Annotated in this window: 19 protein-coding genes; 8 read left to right on the top strand and 11 right to left on the bottom strand. The window is 66.2% G+C overall.

The annotated features are described in order from the left end of the window. Positions 1-103: 103 nt before the first annotated feature. From QC821_RS07300 to QC821_RS07250, 11 genes are all read right to left on the bottom strand, one after another. Entirely contained in the window at positions 104-1,156 is a 1,053-nt protein-coding gene (locus QC821_RS07300; RefSeq protein WP_309718987.1) for a LacI family DNA-binding transcriptional regulator, read from the bottom strand. A gap of 98 nt (positions 1,157-1,254) precedes the next feature. Then, on the bottom strand, positions 1,255-2,361 hold the full coding sequence (locus QC821_RS07295; protein WP_309718984.1) for an ABC transporter ATP-binding protein: 1,107 nt from the start codon (positions 2,359-2,361) through the stop codon (positions 1,255-1,257). An 83-nt stretch (positions 2,362-2,444) separates the two neighbouring features. Beyond that, positions 2,445-4,064, bottom strand: coding sequence for an alpha-glucosidase family protein (locus tag QC821_RS07290; RefSeq protein ID WP_309718981.1), 1,620 nt, complete (start codon positions 4,062-4,064; stop codon positions 2,445-2,447). Between the two features lie 207 nt (positions 4,065-4,271). Further along, complete coding sequence (locus tag QC821_RS07285; protein ID WP_309718978.1) at positions 4,272-5,114, bottom strand: carbohydrate ABC transporter permease; 843 nt, start codon at positions 5,112-5,114, stop codon at positions 4,272-4,274. Beyond that, positions 5,111-6,091: a carbohydrate ABC transporter permease gene (locus QC821_RS07280; RefSeq protein ID WP_309718976.1), complete on the bottom strand. Its 981-nt coding sequence runs from the start codon at positions 6,089-6,091 to the stop codon at positions 5,111-5,113. Before QC821_RS07280 ends, QC821_RS07285 begins: the two co-directional genes overlap by 4 nt. A 15-nt stretch (positions 6,092-6,106) precedes the next feature. After that, positions 6,107-7,375, bottom strand: a complete 1,269-nt coding sequence (locus QC821_RS07275) for an ABC transporter substrate-binding protein (RefSeq protein ID WP_309718973.1) — start codon at positions 7,373-7,375, stop codon at positions 6,107-6,109. Positions 7,376-7,543: 168 nt separating this feature from the next. Next, the gene (locus QC821_RS07270; protein WP_309718970.1) at positions 7,544-8,470 is read right to left on the bottom strand and encodes a LysO family transporter; all 927 of its coding nucleotides are present in this window, start codon (positions 8,468-8,470) and stop codon (positions 7,544-7,546) included. Between the two features lie 109 nt (positions 8,471-8,579). Then, complete coding sequence (locus tag QC821_RS07265; RefSeq protein WP_309718968.1) at positions 8,580-9,257, bottom strand: hypothetical protein; 678 nt, start codon at positions 9,255-9,257, stop codon at positions 8,580-8,582. Between the two features lie 103 nt (positions 9,258-9,360). After that, the gene (locus QC821_RS07260) at positions 9,361-10,710 is read right to left on the bottom strand and encodes a nicotinate phosphoribosyltransferase (RefSeq protein ID WP_309718966.1); all 1,350 of its coding nucleotides are present in this window, start codon (positions 10,708-10,710) and stop codon (positions 9,361-9,363) included. Continuing rightward, positions 10,707-11,273: a nicotinamidase gene (locus QC821_RS07255; protein WP_309718963.1), complete on the bottom strand. Its 567-nt coding sequence runs from the start codon at positions 11,271-11,273 to the stop codon at positions 10,707-10,709. Before QC821_RS07255 ends, QC821_RS07260 begins: the two co-directional genes overlap by 4 nt. Positions 11,274-11,348: 75 nt before the next feature. Beyond that, on the bottom strand, positions 11,349-12,275 hold the full coding sequence (locus QC821_RS07250) for a 2-hydroxyacid dehydrogenase (protein WP_309718960.1): 927 nt from the start codon (positions 12,273-12,275) through the stop codon (positions 11,349-11,351). A 65-nt stretch (positions 12,276-12,340) separates the two neighbouring features. Between QC821_RS07250 and QC821_RS07245 the strand changes: the two genes are divergently transcribed. From QC821_RS07245 to QC821_RS07210, 8 genes are all read left to right on the top strand, one after another. Next, positions 12,341-12,658 carry a hypothetical protein gene (locus tag QC821_RS07245; RefSeq protein WP_309718958.1) on the top strand — a complete coding sequence of 106 codons (318 nt, stop codon included), beginning with the start codon at positions 12,341-12,343 and terminating at the stop codon, positions 12,656-12,658. Beyond that, positions 12,627-13,826, top strand: a complete 1,200-nt coding sequence (gene doeA / locus QC821_RS07240) for an ectoine hydrolase DoeA (protein WP_309718955.1) — start codon at positions 12,627-12,629, stop codon at positions 13,824-13,826. The genes QC821_RS07245 and doeA overlap by 32 nt, the downstream gene beginning before the upstream one ends. A gap of 174 nt (positions 13,827-14,000) precedes the next feature. Further along, positions 14,001-15,014 carry a N(2)-acetyl-L-2,4-diaminobutanoate deacetylase DoeB gene (gene doeB / locus QC821_RS07235; protein ID WP_309718952.1) on the top strand — a complete coding sequence of 338 codons (1,014 nt, stop codon included), beginning with the start codon at positions 14,001-14,003 and terminating at the stop codon, positions 15,012-15,014. Positions 15,015-15,041: 27 nt separating this feature from the next. Further along, the gene (locus QC821_RS07230) at positions 15,042-15,512 is read left to right on the top strand and encodes an Lrp/AsnC family transcriptional regulator (protein WP_309718949.1); all 471 of its coding nucleotides are present in this window, start codon (positions 15,042-15,044) and stop codon (positions 15,510-15,512) included. Between the two features lie 198 nt (positions 15,513-15,710). Next, entirely contained in the window at positions 15,711-16,586 is an 876-nt protein-coding gene (locus QC821_RS07225; protein ID WP_309718946.1) for a carbon-nitrogen hydrolase family protein, read from the top strand. A 177-nt stretch (positions 16,587-16,763) separates the two neighbouring features. After that, positions 16,764-18,230: a biotin carboxylase gene (locus QC821_RS07220; RefSeq protein WP_309718943.1), complete on the top strand. Its 1,467-nt coding sequence runs from the start codon at positions 16,764-16,766 to the stop codon at positions 18,228-18,230. Between the two features lie 5 nt (positions 18,231-18,235). Then, positions 18,236-19,264 (top strand): C45 family autoproteolytic acyltransferase/hydrolase, encoded by a 1,029-nt coding sequence (locus QC821_RS07215; protein ID WP_309718940.1) that lies wholly within the window; start codon positions 18,236-18,238, stop codon positions 19,262-19,264. Next, complete coding sequence (locus tag QC821_RS07210; protein WP_309718938.1) at positions 19,257-22,040, top strand: aminotransferase class I/II-fold pyridoxal phosphate-dependent enzyme; 2,784 nt, start codon at positions 19,257-19,259, stop codon at positions 22,038-22,040. Before QC821_RS07215 ends, QC821_RS07210 begins: the two co-directional genes overlap by 8 nt. Positions 22,041-22,065: the final 25 nt, after the last annotated feature.

Below are 22,065 nucleotides of genomic sequence, written 5' to 3'. Positions count from 1 at the left end.
GCACACAGCATCGCCGTGGCGGATGCAGCTATTGGTCATGAACTGTGCAAGCAAGGTGCAAGCGATGGCAACCGCGGATGCCAACGCTGCTCTCGTCTCGCGCTTACGGGCAGCTTTCACCGATCAACAGCTGGGTGGTCAGCAGGCGCTGCTCGGGGGGGGCCAGGCCGAGGATCATCTGCGCGGCAATGCGTCCCTTCTCGACGCTGTCCTGGCGCACCGTGGTCAGCCGCGGTGCGCGGTACTGGCCCTCGGCGATGCCGTCGAAGCCGACCAGGCGCAGGTCCTCGGGGACCCGCAGGCCACGCTGCTCGGCCAGGGTCAGGGCGGTCAGGGCGATGCGGTCGGACATGCACAGTAGCAGGTCGGGGCGTTCGGCGTCGGGCAGGTCGAGGATCTCTTCGATCACCGGCGAGCAGACCTCGAAGGTGTTCTCCTCGATATTCCACAGCGGAACGGCCTGGCGCGCAAAGCCCTGCTCCTCCAACGCCTGGTAAAAGCCGTCGAGCCGCGAGCGGGTGATGGTGCGATTGCCCGGCAGCAGGGTATGCGCCGCGCTGATCCGGCCGTTGCAGGGCTCGGCGGTGAGGCGCAGATTGATCACCGCCGGGCGCTGGGGCGGTGCGGCCAGGGCGTGGCGGGCGATGGCGCGACACGCCGCCTGGTTGTCGACGTGCACCGCCGGTCGCCCTTCGATATCGAAGTCCACCGCCACCAGCGGGCGCTGGGCCGGCAGGTCGCCGAGCAGGGCCAGGGTCGGCATCAGGCCGTAGACGATGAAGCCGTCGGCGATGTTCGCCGAGCCCGGCGCCTGGGAGGCGTGCTCGCGGCCGGGCAGCAGCAGCAGGGTGTGGCCGTGGGCATCGAGAATTTCGGCGACACCCGACAGGAACTCGCTGGCCACGGCGTCGTTGAGGCTGTAGGTGAGGCTCTCGGCGAGCACCACGGCGATGATCCGCGAGCGGCCGGTGCGCAGGCTGCGCGCCTTGGCGTCCGGCCCGGTGTAACCGAGGCGCTTGGCCTCGCCGAGAATTCGCTCGCGCAGCGCCGGCGACAGCTGGTCGGGGCGATTGAAGGCGTTGGAGATCGTGGCGGTGGAGACGCCAAGCTCGCGCGCCAGGTCTTTCAGCGTGATACGGCGTGGCGATGTGGACACGGTGCTTTCCCTGCTAAGTATTCAGGCAACAGAATACCGGCCCCTTGCCGCCGTGAATACTGCGGCAAGCGAGCCGGCAGGCGAGGTGTTGCCCGCTGCTAGGCGGCGGCCCGCGACTGGGCCAGCCCAAGCGCTCGGCCGTCGCCAGCGAACAGGTGCACGTGTTCGGGGTCGGGCGCCAGCGCCACCTGCTGGCCAACCCGCCAGGCGCTGGGCGCCTCGCTGCGATGGATCAGCAGGGTATCGCCGGCCCTCGGCTCCAGGTAGACATAGACTTCGTTGCCGAGGTACTCGACGTTGACGATCTCGAAGGCGTTGTCGCCGCTGGCCTCGGCCAGGCGCAGATGCTCAGGGCGCACGCCCAATGTCAGCGCCGCGCCGGCCGTGCAGTGGGCGGTGTCCTGGGGCAGCGCCAGCTCGCCGATGCCGTCACTGGTCACCCGGCAGCCGTCGCCACTGCCGGACACCAGCTCCGCGGGCAGAAAGTTCATGGTCGGCGAGCCGATGAAGCCGGCCACGAATCGGGTCGCCGGGCGCTGGTAGAGCTCGTGGGGGCTGCCGACCTGTTCGATACGGCCGGCGTTGAGCACCACGATCTTGTCGGCCAGGGTCATGGCCTCCACCTGATCGTGGGTGACATAGATCATGGTAGAACCGAGTCGCTTGTGTAGCCGAGCGATCTCGTTGCGCATCTGCACGCGCAGCGAGGCATCCAGGTTGGAGAGCGGCTCGTCGAACAGCAGGATGCGCGGCTCCCGGGCCATGGCGCGGCCCATGGCCACGCGCTGGCGCTGGCCGCCGGAGAGCGCCTTGGGCTTGCGCTCGAGCAGCTCCTCGAGCTGCAGGATGCGGGCGGTGGCCATCACTCGATCGTGCACGGTCTGCTTGGCGGTCTTGGCCAGCTTGAGGCCGAAGGCCATGTTTTCAAAGACCGTCATGTGCGGGTAGAGGGCATAGGATTGGAAGACCATGCCCACGCCGCGCTCGCGGGGCGGCAGCTCGTTGACCACGCTGTCGCCGATGCAGAGCTCGCCGCCGCTGATCGACTCCAGCCCGGCGATCAGTCGCAGCAGGGTCGACTTGCCACAGCCGGAGGGGCCGACGAAGACCACGAACTCGCCGTTGCCGATCTCCAGGTCGACATCCTTGATGATATGGGTGCTGCCGAAGACCTTGTTGATCTTGTCGAGGGTGACGCTTGCCATGGAGTGTCTCCTTGCCGGCCCGGTGATGAAGGGGCTCGCCGTAGGCCGGCCTGGTTGTTATGAGTCGCTGTTATGAGTGTGGCTCAGAGGACGAACCAGGCGGCCTGATAGGGCGGCAGGTTCAGGGTCTCGCCGTCGAGTTCATGGGTAAAGCCGTGGCCCTGCAGCGCGCTGTCGACCGCCAGCGGCAGTTGCACGTCACGGGCCTGGCCGGTGAGGTTGAAGACACACAGGATACGTTCGTTGCCCTTTTCGCGGATGAAGCCCAGCAGCGCTTGCCCCACATCGACCAGTGCCAGATCGCCATCGAACAGCGCCGCATGGGCGGCACGCAGGGCGAGCAGGCGGCGCGTGGCGCTGAGCACCGAGTCCGGGTCGTCCTGCTGCTCGGCGACGGCCAGCGGCAGCTGGCGGGTTTCCACCGGCAGCCAGGGCGTCACGCCCGCGGCGCTGAAGCCGCCGCTTGCGCTGTTCTCCCAGGGCATCGGCGTACGGCAGCCGTCGCGGCCCTTGAACTCCGGCCACAGCACCTTGCCGTAGGGGTCCTGGATGCGCTCGAAGGGCACCTCGGCCTCGGGCAGGCCCAGCTCCTCGCCCTGGTAGAGGCAGACGCTGCCGCGCAGCGAGAAGAGCACGGCCAGGGCCACCTTGGGGTAGGCGATGGGGTCCTCGCCGTCGCCCCAGCGGGTCGCGCTCCTCACCACGTCGTGGTTGGAGAGCGCCCAGCAGGGCCAGGCGTCACCGGCCAGGCGCTGGAAGCGCTCGATCACCTGGCGGATATAGGCCGCCGAGTGGGGAGCATTGAGCAGGTCGAAGGTGTAGGCCATATGCAGCTTGTCGCCGCCCGCGGTGTATTCGGCCATGCGCTCGAGGGGGTGGTCGTCGCCGATCTCGCCCACTGTGGTGGTGCCGGGGAACTCGTCCATCAGGGTGCGCAGCTCGCGCAGGAAGTCGAGGTTCTCCGGGCGGCTCAGGTCATAGACATGGCGCTGCCAGGTGTAGGGGTTGGCCTCCGGCGCGCCCAGGGTCTTGGCCTCGCCGGCCGGTACCGGCGGGTTGTCGCGCAGCGCGGCGTCGTGGAAGTAGAAGTTGACGGTGTCCAGGCGGAAGCCGTCGACACCTAGCGCCAGCCAGAAGCGCATATTGTCGAGGTTGGCCTGGCGCACCTGCGGGTGATGGAAGTTGAGGTCCGGCTGGCTGCTCAGGAAGTTGTGCAAATAGTACTGGCGGCGGCGCGGGTCGAAGGTCCATGCCGAGCCGCCGAAGATCGACAGCCAGTTGTTGGGCGGGGTGCCGTCCGGTTTGGGGTCGGCCCAGACGTACCAGTCGGCCTTGGGGTTGGTACGATCGGCGCGGCTCTCCTGGAACCAGGGGTGCTGGTCCGAGGAGTGGCTGATCACCTGGTCGATCATCACCTTGAGACCGAGAGCATGCGCCTTGGCGAGCAGCGTCTTGAAGTCGTCCAGGCTGCCGAACATCGGGTCGACGTCGCGGTAGTCGCTGATGTCGTAGCCGAAGTCGAGCATCGGCGAGGTAAAGAAGGGCGACAGCCAGATGCCGTCGACGCCGAGGCTCGCCACGTAGTCGAGCTTGTCGCTGATGCCCTTGAGGTCGCCGATACCGTCGCCGTTGGCGTCCATGAAGCTGCGCGGATAGATCTGGTAGATGACGCCGCCGCGCCACCAGAGGGTGTTGTCCTGCATCTTGAATCCTTGGGTCATGGGAAGCGTTTGGTATTCATTGAGGTCGCTATCAGTTTCCCGACACCGGGACTGATCCGACGGCAGGCCTGCGCGAAGGCGCTGTAAACCCTTCCCTGGGCGCTACTTTTGCCATCCATGGCAAAAGACCTTCGCTTCGACCTGCCCTCGGCGTCCCTCAGAGGCTCGGGCCCGATGGTGATGATGGAGTTAGCCCTTGACGGCGCCGGCGGTGAGGCCGGAGACGATGCGCCGCTGGAAGATGATGACCAGGATCACCAGTGGCACGGTGACTACCACCGAGGCGGCCATGATCGGGCCCCAGGGCAGCTCGTAGGCGCTGCCGCCGGAGAGCAGGGCGATGGCCACCGGCACCGTGCGCTGGCTGTCGGTGAGGGTGAAGGTCAGCGCGAACAGGAACTCGTTCCAGGCGGCAATGAACGCCAGCAGCCCGGTGGTGGCCATGGCCGGCCACATCAGCGGCAGGAACACCTTGGTGATGGTGACCCAGGGTGTGGCGCCGTCCATGATCGCCGCCTCCTCGAGCTCCATGGGCAGTTGACGCATGAAGGTGGTCAGTACCCAGACGGTGAAGGGCAGGGTGAAGATGGTGTAGCTGAGTATCAGCCCGGCCGGGTTGTTGTAGAGGTTGAGGGCGCGGATCACCTCGAACAGGCCGGAGAGCACCGCCACCTGCGGAAACATCGATACGCCGAGAATCACCAGCAGCACCGTGGAGCGGCCGCGGAAACGCACCCGGCCCAGGGCGTAGGAGGCGGTGATGCCGAGCAGCAGGGCGATACCGACCACGCTCACGGCGACGATGATCGAGTTGACGATGGCCTGCAGGAAGCTGCGCTGGCTGAAGATCTGCGCATAGTTGGAGAGGTCGAAGCGGCTCGGCCAGAGCTCGACCCGGAACAGCTCGCTGGAGGGTTTGAAGGAGGTGATCACCGCGTAGTAGAAGGGGAACACCGCGTAGAACACCACCAGCGCGACCAGCAGCCAGAAGCCGATGCGCTTGGCGAATTTGGATAGCTGGCGCGGGGTCATGCGTCGCCTCCCAGTTGCAGTTGCTTGCGGCCCAGGTAGAGGTAGGCAACGGTGGCCAGGGCGATGATCAGGAACAGCAGCGTCGAGGCGGCGCTGCCGTAGCCGACGTCCTGGAACTCGACCAGCTGCTGGCGAGCGTAGATCGACATCGACATGGTGCTGGTGGAGTTGGAGGTCAGCACGTAGATGACGTCGAACACGCGCAGGGCATCGAGCAGGCGGAAGATTACCGCCACCATCAGCGCCGGGGTGATCAGCGGTAGGGTCACCTTGAAGAACACCCTGAGCGGGTGGATGCCGTCGACCTCGGCGGCCTCATAGCAGTCCTTGGGCAGCATCTGCAGCGCGGCAAGTACCAGCAGGGCGACGAACGGCGTGGTCTTCCACACATCGACCATGATCACCGCCCACATCGAGTAGCGCGCCTCTGCGGTCCAGGCGATGGGGGCGTCGATGATGCCGACCATCATCAGCAGGTGGTTGATGATCCCGAACTGGTCGTTGAGCATCCACGCCCACATCTGTGCCGAGACGATGGTGGGGATCGCCCAGGGAATCAGCACCGCGGCACGCACCAGGGTGCGGCCCTTGAACTCGGCGTTGAGGATCAGTGCCACGATCACGCCGAACACCACCTCGAGCGATACCGAGACCACCGCGAAGTAGGCGGTATTCCACACCGAGCGCCACCAGATGGGGTCGGCGAGCACGCCGTACCACCGGCCGTCCTCGTAGATCAGGTAGTTCTCGATGCCGATGAAGGTCGCTCGTCCCAGGTCGGACAGCGAGGCATCGGTGAAGCTGAAGTAGAAGGTGCGGATCAGCGGCCAGCCGGCTACCAGCGCCAGTGCAACCAGCATCGGTGCAAGGAAAGTCCAGGCCGCGCGCACGCGCTGGCGGCGAACCTTGGTGCTGCGGTAGCGACCCGCCGGCGGGCGCGCCGCGGCGGGCGCGCTGTGGTTGAGTGTCGTGCTCATTGGGGGCTCCGGGGCTTACCAGTTGCGCCGCTTGAGGCGCGACAGCTCGCGCTCGAGGTCGGCGACCGCGGTGGCGCCATCGCGGTTGCCGGAAAGCACGTCGTGGGTGGCGCTGAAGAAGGCGTTGCTGACCCGACCATAGGCGTCGCCGGTGGGCGCCGAGGGGCGTGCCACGGCGTTGACGAAGGTGTCGTAGAGCTCGCCGAAGAAGGGCACCGCCGTGAGCACCTCGTCGTCCTGGTAGAGGGCGTCGAGGGTGGGGTTGTAGGAGGCCTCGATGGCGCGACGCTTCTGCTCCTCCTCGCCGGTGAGGAAGGCGACCAGCTCGGCGGCGAGTTCGGGGTTGTCACTGTAGCGGGACACCGCCAGGTTCCAGCCGCCCAGGCCGCCGGCACTCTGTCCTTGGTCGCCGTGGGGAAGCTGGGTCACCCCGACCTTGCCGCGCACGTCGCTGTCGTCGCTCTGTGCCAGGGCCCAGGCGTAAGGCCAGTTGCGCATGAACACCGCATTGCCGCCCTGGAAGACCCCGCGGGCCTCCTCTTCGGTGTAGTTGAGCACGCCGTTGGGCGCGATGTCGCCGATCCAGCTGGCCGCCAGGTCGAGGGCCTCGGCGGCCTGTGGATTATTGATGCTGATCTCGCCGTCGCTCTCCACCAGGCTGCCGCCGCCGTGGCTGGCTACCCACTCCAAGGCGTTGACGGTCAGCCCCTCGTAGGCGCGGCCCTGGAAGACGAAGCCGCGCATGCGCTCGTTGCCCGCGGCGTGTTCGGCCTGCTGGATCTCGCGGGCGATCTCGGTGAGCTGCTGCCAGGTCTCGGGCACGTCGAAGCCGTGCTCCTCGAGCAGGTCGGCGCGGTAGTAGAGCACCCCGGCATCGGTGAACCAGGGCATGGCGACCAGCCGCTCGTCGATAGTGTTGTTGGTGACGATGGCCTCGAAGTGGCCGTCGGCGGCGGCGTCGCCGAGTACCTCGCGCAGGTCGAGCAGGTGGTTGGCCAGCAGCCCCGGCCACACCACGTCGATCTGCATCACGTCGATGTCGCTGGAGTTGGCCGAGAGAATCTGCTGGTAGAGCGACAGCCGCTCAGTGGAGGAGTTGGGGGTCGAGACCACGTCGACGCTGTGGCCGGTGGCTTCCTCCCAGGCGCGAACGCCTTCCTGGCACAGCGTCAGTTCGGCACCCACGGCGCCGCAGGAGATGGTCAGGTCGGCGGCCTGGGCGTGGCTGGTGGTGGCCATGGCGGCGCTTGCCAGGGCAATCGCCGGGATCAGTCTGTTGAGCATGGGTGGCTTCCTCGTCGGTTTGTTGTTGTGTGTCGTGGGTGCGTATTACGATCGTCTTAAACGATTAAGTTCGTTGGCACACAGTTAGCCGTTTGTGCGCTGGGACTTCAACCTAGACTTTGGGCTAACGCGCCACGAGCGAGAAAAGGGCCATCGGCGATAGCGCCATCACAGCGACAGGAAGAACAGGATCAGCGGCGGCGACAGCAGCGACAGGATGAAGCCGCTGACCACGGCGATGGGCACGCAGGCCACGCCGCCGTGCTGCTGGATCACCGGCAGGGTGAAGTCCATCGAAGTGGCGCCGCCGTAGCCGATGGCCAGCGGCGTGGCGCGGTGGATCAGCAGCGGGATCAGCACGAAGGCCAGCAGCTCGCGGGCCAGGTCGTTGAAGAAGGCCACGCCGCCGAGCAGCGGACCCAGCTGGTCGCCGATCAGGATCGCCGACAGCGAGTACCAGCCGAACCCCGAGGCCATCGCCAGCCCCTGGTTCCAGCTCAGCCCCAGCAGCGGCGCGGCGAGCAGCCCGGCGAGCAGCGAGCAGGCGGCGACGGTGGCGGCGATCGCCAGGCCGAAGCGGTTGAGCAGGATCTGCTTGAGCGACATGCCGGAGTTGCGCAGCTGGCAGCCGATCAGCGCCAGCAGCGCATACAGCGCCCATTCGGCGAGCCGCTCGGCCCAGGCGTAGGCCGGTTCACCGATCAGCCAGCCGAGCAGCAGCCCGATCAGCACGCCGGCCATGACCACCCCGACCAGCGCCAGCGAGCCGAGCATCGCGGTGAGCTTGCTGGTTGGTGCATTGGCCACCACCGGCGAGTTGCCGACGCGCAGCCGCAGTCGCCGCGACAGCCACAGCAGGCCGAGCAGGTTGGTGGCGGCGGTAATGCTGAACAGCAGGCCGGCCTGAACGCCCATTTGCGACAGCTGCCCGGCGAGGTTATCGAGCCCGGCCAGGCTTATGCCCATCAGTAGCAGGATCAGATAGACCGAGGCGTTGACACCGCGGTTGATCATCGCCATGGCGCCGGCATGGCGCACCGGCACCAGGTAGCCCAGCAGCAGCGGGAGGAGAACGATCAGCAGGCCGGTGAACATGGCGTTCCTTATGCAGCGACGGGCGGGCAACAAAAAGGCAGCCTGTTCGGCTGCCGGGGGGCTACTTTACGGATTGCCTGGACGCCAGGGAAGCCAATTTCGCCGATGCTTAGCGGGTGACGGTCTCGAGGGCGCTCAGCGTCAGCCGGCTGCGACGCTCGCCGTCGCGGTGGTAGTCGACGCTGAGCAGCAGGCCGGGGAGCTCGGGATGGAAGTCGAACACCAGCTGCCGCTCTGGGGTCTCCGGGTCCCAGGTCTCGACGCTGACCGCGTCGAAGGTGCCGGCGGGGCTCTCCACCATGTCGCGGGCCACTACCCGGTAGTGCAGCGTCTCCTCCTCGCCCTTGTGATCGACGAAGTGCAGTTCACAGGGTGTCGCCTCCTGACCTTCACAGCTGCCTGGCGCTGCGCTGCGTCGCGACAGGTCGAACAGCGCCGCCTGGCGGTCGGGCAGCGCGCTCAGCTCCTGGCTGCCGAGGCGGTAGTCGCCGCCGATGCCGAGCAGCGAGTAGCCGCTGGAGTAGGCGCTGGGCCTCACGCCGTCGGCATCGACGCGAAAACGGCTGCGCTCGTTGCCGCGGGCCACGGCGATGGCGGCGCGCATGTCGCTCTGCCACTGCTCGCCGTGCTGGCTGAGGCGGTGCTCGACGCGGGCGTTGGGCCAGCCGCTGATCTGCAACTGGTAGTGGGCGGTGAACGGCGTGGGCTCGGCCATGCCCTGTGCGGCGGCGCCGGTGCTGGCGCCGACCAGCAGCGCGCCGATCAGCAGTGTACGGATGCTCGACACCTGGGACTCCCTGGGCCAGTGAACGACATGCCTGAGAGCCCCGGCCCGGCGCGAGGTTCCCGCTGCCGGGCGAGTTGCGCATTCTTTGCGCGATGTGTGGGCCTCAGCGGTGGCGTTCGGCCAGCCTGGAAAGCGCTGGGGAGAGCGACAGCGGATAGTCGCACTCGCCGCCCTCCAGCGTGCGCAGTGACGCCGGCAGGCACTGCAGGGTCTCGGCGACCCGCTGTGGTGCCTGTTCGGCCAGGGCCATCTGCTCGGCATCGAGACGCCCACCCTCGACCAGCGGCACCAGCAGCGGGGTGCCGGAGGGCGGCGCCTCGTCGCGCAGGGCCAGGGTGTCGCCGGCCAGCGCTCCGCGCTCGTCAAGGCGCCGGTAGACCTGCTTGCGGCCGGGCAAGTTGAGCTTGCCCGGCGAGCGCTTCGCGCGGGGCATGCCGGCGTATTCGACCAGCTTGTAGGAGAGATCGATCACCGGCGCATCGGCGGAGACCCCGAGCTGAGTACCAACGCCGAACACGTCGATGGGCGCGCCCTGGGCCACCAGCGCGGCGATCTTGTGCTCGTCGAGGCCGCTGCTGGCGACGATCTTGACCCGGGTGTGGCCGGCGTCGTCGAGCAGGCGACGCGACGCCTTGGCCAGTGCGCCGAGGTCGCCGGAGTCGAGGCGGATGGCGCCCAGGTGCAGCTCGGGTTCGGCGTCGAGCAGCGCGATCAGGTCGCGCACGCCGTCCAGGGTGTCGTAGGTATCCACCAGCAGGGTGGTGCCGGGGTAGTGGCGCATGAAGGTGCGGAACGCCTCGCGCTCGTCGTCGTGGGCGAGAATATAGCTGTGCGCCATGGTGCCGCGCAGCGGCAGGTCGTGGCGCAGCCCGCCGAGCACGTTACTGGTGCCGGCCAGGCCGGCGCTGCGGTAGGCGCGCACGCCGCGTACGGCGGCATCGACGCCGTGCATGCGGCGCATGCCGAAGTCGACCACCGGCCGGCCGTCGGCGGCCAGTACCAGGCGCACCGCCTTCGACGCCAGCAGGGTCTCGAGCTGCACCAGGTTCATGATCAGGCTCTCGAGCAGCTGGGCCTCGGCGATCGGTGCCTCGACCTCGAGCAGCGGCTGGTTGGGGAACACCGGCGTACCTTCGGGTAGCGTCCAGATATCGCCACTGAAGCGCCACTCGCCGAGCCAGGCGAGGAACTCGGCCTCGAACTGGCCGCTGGCGGCCAGCTGCTCGAGGTGGTGGGGTTGGAAGCGCAGCCGGCTGGCCACGGCGGCGGCATGCTGCTGGCCGCAGGCGAGCATGAAGCGGCGCGTGTCGGGCAGCTGGCGGAAATAGAGGCTGAAGGTGGCGCGCTCGCGCAGGCCCTCCTTCCAGTAAGCCTGGAGCATGGTCAACTGGTAGAGGTCGGTGAGCAGCGCCAGGTCATCGTCGGCGACCTGCAGGGGCGGGGCCGCGCTCATTGGCGTACCTCGACCCCGGCGCGCTCGAGCTCGGCCAGGCAGTCGCCCGCCGAGTCGGGGTCTACGGCGGCGCTGAGCGGCGCCAGCAGCAGGGTGGCGAAGCCGGCGCGGCATGCGTCGAGGGCCGTGGCGCGAACGCAGACGTCCAGCGCCAGGCCGCATACCACCACCCGGGTGATGTTGCGTTCGTGCAGGTAGCCGGCCAGGCCGGTGGCGTCGAAAGCCGAGTAGGCGTCGGCGTCGAAGGCGGTGGCCTTGCTCACCCGCAGGGCCGCGTCAGGTAGCGCCAGGTCGGGGTGGAAGGCTGCGCCGTGGGTGTCCTGAATGCAGTGCGGCGGCCAGCTTCCGCCGCGATGGGTGAAGCTGGCGTGGTCGACCGGGTGCCAGTCGCGGGAGGCGATCACCAGGGTGCCCGCCGCGCTGGCAGCGGCGATTTCGGCATTGATGCCGGGAATCAGGCCGCGACCGCCGGCCACGGCCAGGGCGCCGCCCTCGCAGAAGTCGTTCTGCATGTCGACCACCAGCAGGGCGTCGCCGGGGCCGTAATCGATGTGCATGGTCATCGTTTGCCTCTCCCTATCGGGCCTGATTGCTTACAGCCTAGCGCTCCCCGGCGCCGCGGCGAAACCTGGTGCCGCTCAGTAGCCGGCGCTGCGGTCGATGGTCGGCACGTCGCGCCCGGCATGCCATGCCTCGAGGGTTTCCACTACCTGGTCGAGGGCCGCACCGAGCGGCGTGGGGCCGGCCATGTGCGGGGTGATCAGCAGCCGCGGGTGCTGCCACAGCGGGCTGTCGGCGGGCAGCGGCTCCTCGGGGAAGGCGTCGAGCAGGGCGCTGCGCAGGCGGCCCTCGTGCCCGGCGTCACCCAGTGCCTCGAGCAGCGCATGCTCGTCGATCAGGGTGCCGCGGCCTGGATTGATCAGGCTGGCGCCTTGAGGTAGGGCGGCCAGGGTCTCGGCGTTGATCAGATGGTGGGTCTCGGGGGTGTTGGGCAGTAGGGTGATCAGCGTGCGCACCTGGCCCAGCAGGTCATAGAGGCCCTCCTCACCGTGGTGGCAGCTGATGCCATCCAGGGTCTTGGGTGAGCGGCTCCAGCCGTGAACCGGAAAGCCTGCCGCGGTGATGCGCTCGGCGACATGGCGGCCGATGGCGCCAAGGCCCAGCACGCCCACCGGCCAGTCGCCCTTGTCGAGCACCTGGTGCTCGCGCCACTCGGCGCGCTGCTGCTGGTCGCGATAGCGGTCGAAGTCGCGCTGCACATGGAGCAGGCCGTAGAGGCAGTAGTCGGCGATCAGCTCGCCCATGCCGGCATCGCGCAGCTTGACGATGGGGGTGTCGTCCGGTAGCCCGGGGTTGCTCAGCAGGGCATCGACGCCGGCGCCCAGGTTGATGATGCCGCGGGCCTCGGCGTGGCGCTCGAGCAGCTCGGCAGGGGGCTTCCAGACCGCCAGGTAGTCGATATCGTCGACCGTCTGGTCGCTGGTGAAAACCTCGGCGTCGGGGAGTCGCTGCTGCAGGGCCGCCTGCCAGTCGGCGGCATCGTCGATATGCACCAGAATGCGCATGATGTCTCCTGTCTTGGGGGATCTGACAGCCATCATCGGCCGCTGCGACGCATCGAGTAAAGTTGTTGCGCCATATCGTTCGTCGTGGCGGTAGCGAAAAGGCCAATAAAGCCTTTGACGGCGGGCTTGGCGATGGTGCTAGTATCGTCGCCAGGATGTTGATGGGGCATAACCCCCTCCATTATCGTGCCCGCTGGCAGGAAGCCCTCGCCGCGGCCAACGATTTTCGTGCCGGCCTTAAGCGTTCAGCGGGTTCCGACGCAGGTAGTGCAGCAGGTCAACGCGCAGGCTCGGCCTTCTCCTCAGGAGGAGTGCCGGTTTTGGTGATTTTCGGTAATGGCGAGTGGCCACATGAATCAGGTAACCCTGCCTTTCACTCGTGAAGAGTATGCCAGCCGCGTATGGAAGGTGCGTGCGGAGATGGCTAATCGCGGCATCGACGTGCTGATCATCAGCGACCCCTCCAACATGGCCTGGCTCACCGGCTACGACGGCTGGTCGTTCTATGTTCACCAGTGCGTACTGCTGGGGCTGGAGGGTGAGCCGGTGTGGTACGGCCGACGCATGGACGCCAACGGCGCGCTGCGCACCTGCTGGATCGACCCGGCCAACATCACCTACTACCCGGATTACTACGTGCAGAATCCGGACATGCACCCCATGGACTACCTGGCCCAGTCGATCATGCCCGACCGCGGCTGGCACCAGGGCGTGGTGGGCATGGAGATGGACAACTACTACTTCTCGGCCAAGGCCTACCAATGCCTGCTGCGCGAGCTGCCCCATGCGCGCTTCATGGACGCCAATGCGCTGGTCAACTGGTGCCGCGCCATCAAGTCGCCCCAGGAGGTCGCCTACATGCGCGTCGCCGGCAAGATCGTCGAGGGCATGCATACGCGGATTCTCGAGGTGATCGAGCCGGGCCTGCCCAAGAGCAAGCTGGTCTCGGAGATCTACCGGGTGGGTATCGAAGGCTGGGTCGACGAGCACGGCAAGGTCCACGGCGGCGACTATCCGGCCATCGTGCCGATGCTGCCCACCGGCAAGGACGCCGCCGCACCGCACCTGACCTGGGACGACACGCCGTTTCGCCAGGGCGAGGGCACCTTCTTCGAGATTGCCGGGGTATTCAAACGCTACCATGCGCCGCTGTCGCGCACCGTGTTCCTCGGCAAGCCGCCGCGGGATTTCATCCGCGCCGAGTCGGCGCTGCTGGAGGGCATCGAAAATGGCCTGGCGGTGGCCAAGCCCGGCAACCGCACCGCGGATATCGCCATGGCGCTGGGTGCGGCCATGGACAAGTACGGCTTCGACCGCGGTGGTGCCCGCTGCGGCTACCCGATCGGCATCTCATACCCGCCAGACTGGGGCGAGCGCACCATGAGCCTGCGCCCCTCGGACGAGACTATCCTGAAGCCGGGCATGACGTTTCACTTCATGCCCGGCCTGTGGGAGGACGAGTGGGGCCTGGAGATCACCGAGAGTATCCTGATCACCGAGACCGGCTGCGAGACCCTGGCGAATTTCCCGCGCCAGCTATTCGTGCGCTGAAAGAAAGCGGCAACGGCCACAGCGAGGGGCGCCTGGGATAGGCCGGAAGGGAGGTCCTATGCCAGGGATGGCATCGGTAGCGCCCAGGGATGGGTTCACAGCGCCTCCCTGAAGGCCTATCGCAGGAATAGCCCCGAGCGACCGTTTGCTACGGAAGAACAAGGAGTTTCAACAATGACCAAGCGCCCTAGCCCGATCAGCGCCACCGTCGACTTCGATGCCGACGGCATCCAGCACGGTTTCCTCAAGCTGCCGATCTCGGTGGACGAGTCAGCCTGGGGCGCGGTGATGATCCCGGTCACCGTGGTCAAGAACGGCGACGGCCCCACCGCCCTGCTCACCGGCGGCAACCACGGCGACGAGTACGAAGGCATCACCTCGCTGCTCAAGCTGTCGAGCAGCCTGCGTGCCGAGGACGTCACCGGCCGGGTAATCATCGTGCCATGTATGAACACCCCGGCGGTGATGGCCGGCAAGCGCACCTCGGGGCTCGATGGCGGCAACCTCAACCGCAGCTTCCCCGGCGACCCCGACGGCAGCGTCACCGAGAAGATCGCCGACTACTTCACCCGGGTGATGACACCGATGTGTGACGTGGTGCTCGACCTGCACTCCGGCGGGCGCACCCTGGATATCATCCCCTTCGGCGCCTCCCACGTGCTCGACGACCCCGAGCAGCAGCGCCGCGCCCTTGAAGGCGCCAAGGCCTTCGGCGCGCCCTACGCCATGATGATGTTCGAACTCGATGCCGCCGCTCTCTTCGACACCGCGGTGGAGAGCCAGGGCAAGATCTTCGTCGCCACCGAGCTCGGCGGCGGCGGGACCTCGACCCCCGAGAGCATGGCCATCACCGAGCGCGGTGTGCGCAACTTCCTGATCCACTACGGCCTGCTGGCGGGTGAGGTGGAGATGCCCGCCGAACCGCAGGTCTACCTCGATATGCCCGACGCCAGCTGCTACGTGCAGAGCGAACACTCCGGCGTGCTGGAGCTCTGTTTTGCTCTGGGGGAGCGGCTCGAGAAGGGCGACGTGGTGGCCAGGGTCTATGACATGACGCGCAGCGGCAGCGCCCCGGTGGAGTACCGTGCCAGCCGCAGCGGGGTGCTGGCGGCGCGGCGTCATCCGTCGCTGGTCAACATGGGTGATACCATTGCGGTTATCGCCGATATCGTCGACTCACTCGGCTAAGGCTCTCTCCCACACACTGGAAGGCGCATGAAGCTCGATCGCTACGATCTTAAGATCCTCGAGATCCTGGCCCAGGATGGGCGCATCACCAAGTCGAAGCTGGCCGACGCCATCAACCTCTCGGTCAGCCCCTGCTGGGAACGGGTACGACGCCTCGAGAAGGCCGGCGTCATCGAGGGCTACTCGGCGCGCATCAACGCCAACGCGCTGGTCAAGCGCACGCCGGTGTGGGTACAGGTCGAGCTCAAGGCCCACAACGCCGAGAGCTTCCAGCGCTTCGAGGCGCTGGTCCATGCCACGCCCGAGGCCACCGAGTGCGTGGCAGTGGGCGGCGGTGTCGACTATCTGCTCAAGATCGAGGCTGATTCCATTGATGCTTATCAACGCCTGATTGACGCCTGGCTGGTCTCTGACGTCGGCATCGAGCGCTACTTCACCTATATCGTCACCAAGACGGTCAAGCAACAAGTGCCCCCGATTCAACTGGATAGCCGCTGAAACGCGGCACTCACCAGGCTCCCCTCCGCGCATGAACCGCGGATTTAGGCGGTCGTCAAGTCGTTAACGTTGGTTACACGCCCGTTGAATTTGGCATAAGCTGATTCAGATACGCGGGTTGTGGCGATTCCGCCTTGCAGGGGTCAGGCCCCATTGATGTCATCTTTTACCAGGCGTTCGCCATTGGAGAGGAACTGCATGTCCTATTTCACGATTGCCGGGGTGCAGCTGCATGCCCTGCACCACGGAGACAACACCGATGCCATGAGGCATCGCATCAATCTGCTGATGGCAAGATTCCCCAACGTGCAGATGGTGCTGTTCAGCGAGCTGGTGGCCAACGGTGCCGCTACTCATCACGCCGAGCCGATGCCCAGCAACATGGAGGCGATGTTCTGCCAGCTGGCCGAGGAGCACCGTATCTGGCTGATCCCCGGCTCGATGTTCGAGCGCGATGGCGACAAGATCTACAACACCCTCAGCGTGATCAATCCCCAGGGCCAGGTAGCCGCGCGCTATCGCAAGATGTTCCCGTTCCGGCCCTTCGAGGAGGGCGTCGAGGGTGGCAGCGAGTTCGTGGTCTTCGACGTTCCCCATGTGGGGCGCTTCGGTGTTTCGATCTGCTATGACATGTGGTTCCCCGAGACCACCCGCACCCTGGCCGCGATGGGCGCGGAGGTGATCCTCCACCCGACCATGACCGACACCATCGACCGCGATATCGAGCTCTCCATCGCGCGCACCAACGCGGCGATCAACCAGTGCTATTTCTTCGATATCAACGGCGCCGGTGCCATGGGCAACGGCCGCTCGATCGTGGTGGGTCCGGCCGGCGACGTGATTCACCAGGCGGGTATCGGCGAGGAGATCATCCCACTGGAGATCGATCTCAATCGGGTGCGCCGTGAGCGTGAGGTCGGCCTGCGCGGGCTTGGCCAGCCGCTCAAGAGCTTCCGCGATCGCAGCGTCGACTTCGGCGTCTATCGCAGTGAGAACTCGCCGACACCGTTCCTCGATACGCTCGGGCCGCTGGTCAAGCCGCATCGCCCGGATAACGGTCACCACGATATCTGATCGCGCCGCCGGCGCAGGAGGGAAACCCGTTAGATGCTAGCTGAGATCATTCGACAGTTGCGCCAATGGTTCATGCCGCCGTCCGCTACCGGGGACGGCCGTCAGGATGCTCCGCCGGCTGCGGCGGGGTCATCATCGCCCAAGCACAGGGAGCGTCCTCCCCAAGGAGCAAGAGAAATGAACAAGATCACAAGCATTTCTGATGTGCGCCGCCACTTCCATAACAACAAGACGCCGATCTACTTCATCTCGGCGACCAACTTCAATCTGCTCGGCATTGGCGACTGGGTGGGCAACTTTCGCCATATCAACTACATCGACTGCTTCGACGGGCGCCAGAAGAACGTCTTCGTGCCCAAGGAGAAATTCCCCCGCGACTTCGAGAGCATCGAGGACATCAACAACTACCTGCTCGAGCACAAGGAGGTCATCGACTTCCTTAAGTCGCGCGGCGGCGAAGGCACTGCGACCTTCCTGATGTTCGACGAGCACACCGAGGAAGTGTGCCAGCAGCTCGGCCTCAAGGTGGCGTTTCCGCCGGCGGCGCTGCGCTCGCGCATGGACAACAAGATCGAGACCGTGCGCATCGGCAACAAGGTCGGCGTGCCCAGCGTGCCCAACGTGCTGGCCAAGGTCGACAGCTACGCCCACCTCCAGGAGGTCAGCGCCGAACTGGGCACCCAGGACCTGGTGATCCAGTCCGCCTACGGCGACTCCGGGCACACCACCTTCTTCGTCTCCAACGAGGACGAGTACTACAAGTACGCCGAGGAGATCGAGGCCGAGCCCGAGGTCAAGATCATGAAGCGCATCAACTGCCGCGGCTCGGCCATCGAGGCCTGCACCACCCGCTGCGGCACCGTGGTCGGACCGCTGATGACCGAGTTGGTGGGCTTCAAGACCCTGACCCCCTACAAGGGCGGCTGGTGCGGCAACGAGATGTTCGCCGGCGCCTTCAGCCAGGAGGTGCGCGATAAGGCCCGCGAGTACACCTTCAAGTTCGGCGAGGCGCTGCGCGACGAGGGCTATCGCGGCTACTTCGAGCTCGACTTCCTGATCGACATGGACACCGAGGAGGTCTATCTCGGCGAGCTCAACCCGCGGGTCACCGGGGCCAGCTCGCTGACCAACGTGGCCGCCTTTGCCCACTCCGACGTGCCGCTGTTCCTGTTCCACCTGCTGGAGTTCTCCGACGTCGACTTCGATATCGACATCGCCGAGATCAACGAGCGCTGGGCGCATCCCGACAGCATCGACAGCTGGAGCCAGCTGGTCATCAAGCACACCGACGAGAGCATCGACCTGTTGACCCAGGCGCCGCAGTCCGGGGTATGGAAGATGGCCGCCGACGGCAGTATCGACTACGACCACTACAGCTATCATCCCCACGCCGCGGAGAGCGAGGAGGAAGCCTTCTTCGTGCGTATCAGCGGCGTCGGCGATTTCCGCTACGAGGGCGCCGACCTGGGGATCCTGATCACCCGCGGCCGGCTGATGGACGACGACTTCCAGCTCAATGAGCGCGCCAAGGCCTGGATCGACGGCATCCGCGGCCAGTTCGCCGGCCAGGCGCTGCAGGACCCGGTCGTCGAGGAAGTCGCGGTCAGTCACGCCATCGGTGGCGGCAACTTCAAGATTCTGTAGGTACCATGAACAAGCAGCTCGAGTTTCGTAGCGTCGTGGAAGCGCAGCCCGGCGCCAAGTGGCAGGCGCTGTTCGAGCACCACTGGCCGGCCTATGAGCGCTGGTACCTGTCGGAGACGGAGCGCGAGCGCCCCGGCTACCTGGCCTGCTACAACGCGCTAAGCCGGCATATGCCGGAACTGCTGCCGACCTACGAGCGGCTCTGCGCGCTGGCCGGCGGCGGCGACCTGGCCTCGCGCATGCTTAGCCTGTACCGGCCGCCGGCCTATATCACCGGCTGCTCCCAGGCGGTGCTGTCCAACGCCCATGCCAACCTGCTGGTGCGCAACTACGACTACCCGCCGGAGCTGTGCGAGGGCACCATCCTCTCGACCTGTTGGAACGACCGCCGGGTGATCGCCATGAGCGACTGCCTGTGGGGCGTGCTCGACGGCATCAACGAGCAGGGCTTGACGGTGTCGCTGGCCTTCGGCGGGCGCACCACGGTCGGCGACGGCTTCGGCGCACCGATCATCCTGCGCTATATCCTCGAGTTCTGCGACACCACCCCCCAAGCGGTGGAGGTGCTGGCCCGGGTGCCCACCCACATGGCCTACAACATCACCGTCAGCGATGCTCGCGGCCGCTACGTCACGGCGATGATCTCGCCGGACCGCCCGGCCTCGATCCGCCGTGTGCCGGTGGCCACCAACCACCAGAAGAAGATCGAGTGGTACGCCCACGCGCTGGCCTCGGAGACGCTGATCCGCGAGCGCCAGCTATCGATCCTGGTCGCCGACGAGGCCACCACCGAGCAGCGCCTGGTGTCGGCGTTCTTCGTCCCACCGCTGTTTCGCCGCGACTACCGGCGCGGCCTGGGCACCATCTATACCGCGGTATATCACCCGGCGGAGGGGCGGGCCAGCTTCTTCTGGCCGGGGGCGACACTGGCGATGTCGTTCGACGACTCGCGGGAGCAGCAGCTGACGATCCATTACGGCGGTCGCGCGGCGAGCGCGGCCGAGGGCAACAGGACGGGGTACCATCATGAGTGAGATAACCGAGTCGGATACGCCGTATACGGCGCTGGGCTTCTACCACAAGATCTCGCAGCTGCGCGCCGACACCTGGAATGCCCTCAAGCGCGACCTGGGCAAGCTGGTGCGTCTGCGCGATGAAAGCCAGGCACGCAACCTGGTCAAGGCGATCGACATCAAGCTGACCCGTCTGGAGATCATCGAGGACTACCACGCCTTTCCTTCCAAGGAGGATTTCCGGCATCTCTGGTCGCTGTTCGACCGCGAGGAGTACTCGCTGCTGGAGAAAGTGGTCAAGCGCCTGGTGCGGGCGCTGATCAGCGAGTCCTACCGGCGTCGTAACGTCGATCTCAGCGAGTCCGACGCTGGCGCCGAGGATCTCGAGGCGCTCGACGCGCTGGCTCAGCTGCGCCGCGGCCATCCCGCCTCCAATAGCTCTTCGCAGCCCTATTTCGAGCTGCTGATCGTCGACGCCATGTCGGTGCAGGAAGAGGAGGTGGTGCGCGAGGCGTTCCACAACCTGCGCCGCCCCGAGGACCGCTTCGTCTACGATGTGGTCACGGTACGCAGCTTCGAGGATGCGCTGATCGCGATCCTGGTCAATCCCAATATCCAGGCTTGCCTGATCCGCTACGAGTTCCCCTACAAGTCGAAGTACAACCTCAGTGCGCTGCGCAACTACCTGGAGGGGCTCTCGGAGAGCGAGCTGGAGAGCAAGTCCGAGGCCGAGCGCAGCATCCTGCTCAGCTCGATGATTCGCGAAATCCGCCCGGAGATCGACCAGTTCCTGGTCACCAGCGGCGACGTGGAGGCGACCGCCAGCCAGGATATCCGCCACTTCAATCGGATCTTCTACCGCGAGACCGACTACATCGAGCAGCACCACACCATTCTGCGTGCCATCGACGATCGCTACCGCACGCCGTTCTTCGATGCCCTGCGCGAATACAGCAAGAAGCCCACCGGGGTCTTCCATGCCATGCCCATCTCGCGCGGCAAGTCGGTGACCCGCTCGCACTGGGCGGGGCATATGATCGACTTCTACGGCATCAATATCTTCCTCGCCGAGACCTCGGCGACCTCCGGCGGGCTCGACTCCTTGCTGCAGCCCTACGGGCCGATCAAGAAGGCCCAGGAGTATGCCGCGCGTGCCTTCGGGGCGCGGCAGAGCTTCTTCGTCACCAACGGCACCTCCACCGCCAACAAGATCGTGGTCCAGGCGCTGGTCAAGCCCCGCGACATCGTGCTGATCGACCGCGACTGCCACAAGTCTCACCACTACGGCATGGTGCTGGCCGGCGCCCACGTCGCCTACCTCGACTCCTACCCGCTCAACGACTACTCGATGTACGGCGCGGTGCCGCTCAAGGAGATCAAGAAGACGCTGCTGGCGCTCAAGCGCTCGGGCCAGCTGCACAAGGTCAAGATGCTGCTGCTCACCAACTGCACCTTCGACGGCGTGGTCTACAACGTGCGCCGGGTGATGGAGGAGTGCCTGGCGATCAAACCCGACCTGGTGTTTCTGTGGGATGAGGCGTGGTTCGCCTTTGCCACCTTCAACCCCACCTACCGGCCGCGCACCGCGATGCACGCCGCTCGCACCCTGCTCGACCGCTACCGCAGCGACGCCTATCGCGAGGAGTACGCCGCCTGGAAGGCCGAGTTCGACCAGTGCGACCCGGAGGATGACGCTACCTGGCTCGAGCAGCGCCTGCTGCCCGACCCTGATGAGGTGCGGGTGCGCGCCTATGCCACTCACTCGACCCACAAGACCCTGACGTCGCTGCGCCAGGGCTCGATGATCCATGTCCACGACCAGGACTTCCGCCAGAAGGTCGAGGGGCCGTTTCACGAGGCCTACATGACCCACACCTCGACCTCGCCCAACTACCAGATCGTGGCCTCCCTGGACGTAGGGCGGATGCAGGCCGAGATGGAGGGCTTCGAGCTGGTGCATGCCCAGGTCGAGGCGGCGCTGTCGCTGCGCGAGCAGCTGTATACCAACCCGCTGCTGCTGAAGTATTTCCAGGTGCTCAAGAACAGCGACATGATCCCGCTGGAGTACCGCCAGTCCGGGGTCGACACCTTCTACGACCCCAGCACCGGCTGGAACAAGATGGAGGAGGCCTGGGCCCACGACGAGTTCGTCGTCGATCCCAGCCGCGTGACCATGGCGATCGGCCAGACCGGGATCGACGGCGATACCTTCAAGAATGAATACCTGATGAACAAGTACGGTATCCAGATCAACAAGACCTCGCGCAATACCGTGCTGTTCATGACCAATATCGGCACCACCCGCGGCTCCATCGCCTACCTGCTCGATGTGCTGATCAAGATGGCCAAGTCCTTCGACAGGCGCTGGGAGGATAGCAGCCGGCCCGAGCGCAAGATCATCGAGCACCAGATCAGGTCGCTGACCCAGGAGCTGCCGCCGCTGCCTGACTTCAGCCGTTTCCACGACGCCTTCCGGCCGCTGACCGAGAGCCCCGAGGGGGATATCCGGCGCGCCTACTTCCTCAGCTACGACGAGGAGAACACCGAGTACCTGCGCTTCGACAACGGCGCGCTGCAGGCCGAGATGCAGGCGGGGCGCGACGTGGTGTCGGCGAGCTTCGTGATTCCCTATCCGCCGGGCTTCCCGGTACTGGTGCCGGGGCAGGTGGTCAGCGCCGAGATCCTGCGCTTCCTGCAGGCTCTCGACGTCAAGGAGATCCACGGCTATCGCCCCGAGCTCGGCCTGATCGTGTTCACCGAGGCGGCGCTGGCGGATACCCAGCAGGGCGGCGACTGACAGAAAATTCTGCCTCACGCTGGGC

This window comes from Franzmannia qiaohouensis (assembly GCF_031451695.1).
Classification (GTDB): Bacteria; Pseudomonadota; Gammaproteobacteria; order Pseudomonadales; family Halomonadaceae; genus Franzmannia; species Franzmannia qiaohouensis.
Note: the sequence above shows the minus strand (reverse complement) of the source record. Positions and strands in the feature narration are given on the sequence as shown.

Bases quoted from the DNA above. Each gene is read 5' to 3' on its own strand.
- QC821_RS07295 (WP_309718984.1), bottom strand. From the start codon at position 2,361: ATGGCAAGCGTCACCCTCGACAAGATCAACAAGGTCTTCGGCAGCACC.
- QC821_RS07290 (WP_309718981.1), bottom strand. From the start codon at position 4,064: ATGCAGGACAACACCCTCTGGTGGCGCGGCGGCGTCATCTACCAGATC.
- QC821_RS07285 (WP_309718978.1), bottom strand. From the start codon at position 5,114: ATGACCCCGCGCCAGCTATCCAAATTCGCCAAGCGCATCGGCTTCTGG.
- QC821_RS07280 (WP_309718976.1), bottom strand. From the start codon at position 6,091: ATGAGCACGACACTCAACCACAGCGCGCCCGCCGCGGCGCGCCCGCCG.
- QC821_RS07275 (WP_309718973.1), bottom strand. From the start codon at position 7,375: ATGCTCAACAGACTGATCCCGGCGATTGCCCTGGCAAGCGCCGCCATG.
- QC821_RS07270 (WP_309718970.1), bottom strand. From the start codon at position 8,470: ATGTTCACCGGCCTGCTGATCGTTCTCCTCCCGCTGCTGCTGGGCTAC.
- QC821_RS07260 (WP_309718966.1), bottom strand. From the start codon at position 10,710: ATGAGCGCGGCCCCGCCCCTGCAGGTCGCCGACGATGACCTGGCGCTG.
- QC821_RS07255 (WP_309718963.1), bottom strand. From the start codon at position 11,273: ATGACCATGCACATCGATTACGGCCCCGGCGACGCCCTGCTGGTGGTC.
- QC821_RS07250 (WP_309718960.1), bottom strand. From the start codon at position 12,275: ATGCGCATTCTGGTGCATATCGACGATGCCGCCGACTGGCAGGCGGCC.
- doeA (WP_309718955.1), top strand. From the start codon at position 12,627: ATGAATCAGGTAACCCTGCCTTTCACTCGTGAAGAGTATGCCAGCCGC.
- doeB (WP_309718952.1), top strand. From the start codon at position 14,001: ATGACCAAGCGCCCTAGCCCGATCAGCGCCACCGTCGACTTCGATGCC.
- QC821_RS07230 (WP_309718949.1), top strand. From the start codon at position 15,042: ATGAAGCTCGATCGCTACGATCTTAAGATCCTCGAGATCCTGGCCCAG.
- QC821_RS07225 (WP_309718946.1), top strand. From the start codon at position 15,711: ATGTCCTATTTCACGATTGCCGGGGTGCAGCTGCATGCCCTGCACCAC.
- QC821_RS07220 (WP_309718943.1), top strand. From the start codon at position 16,764: ATGAACAAGATCACAAGCATTTCTGATGTGCGCCGCCACTTCCATAAC.
- QC821_RS07215 (WP_309718940.1), top strand. From the start codon at position 18,236: ATGAACAAGCAGCTCGAGTTTCGTAGCGTCGTGGAAGCGCAGCCCGGC.
- QC821_RS07210 (WP_309718938.1), top strand. From the start codon at position 19,257: ATGAGTGAGATAACCGAGTCGGATACGCCGTATACGGCGCTGGGCTTC.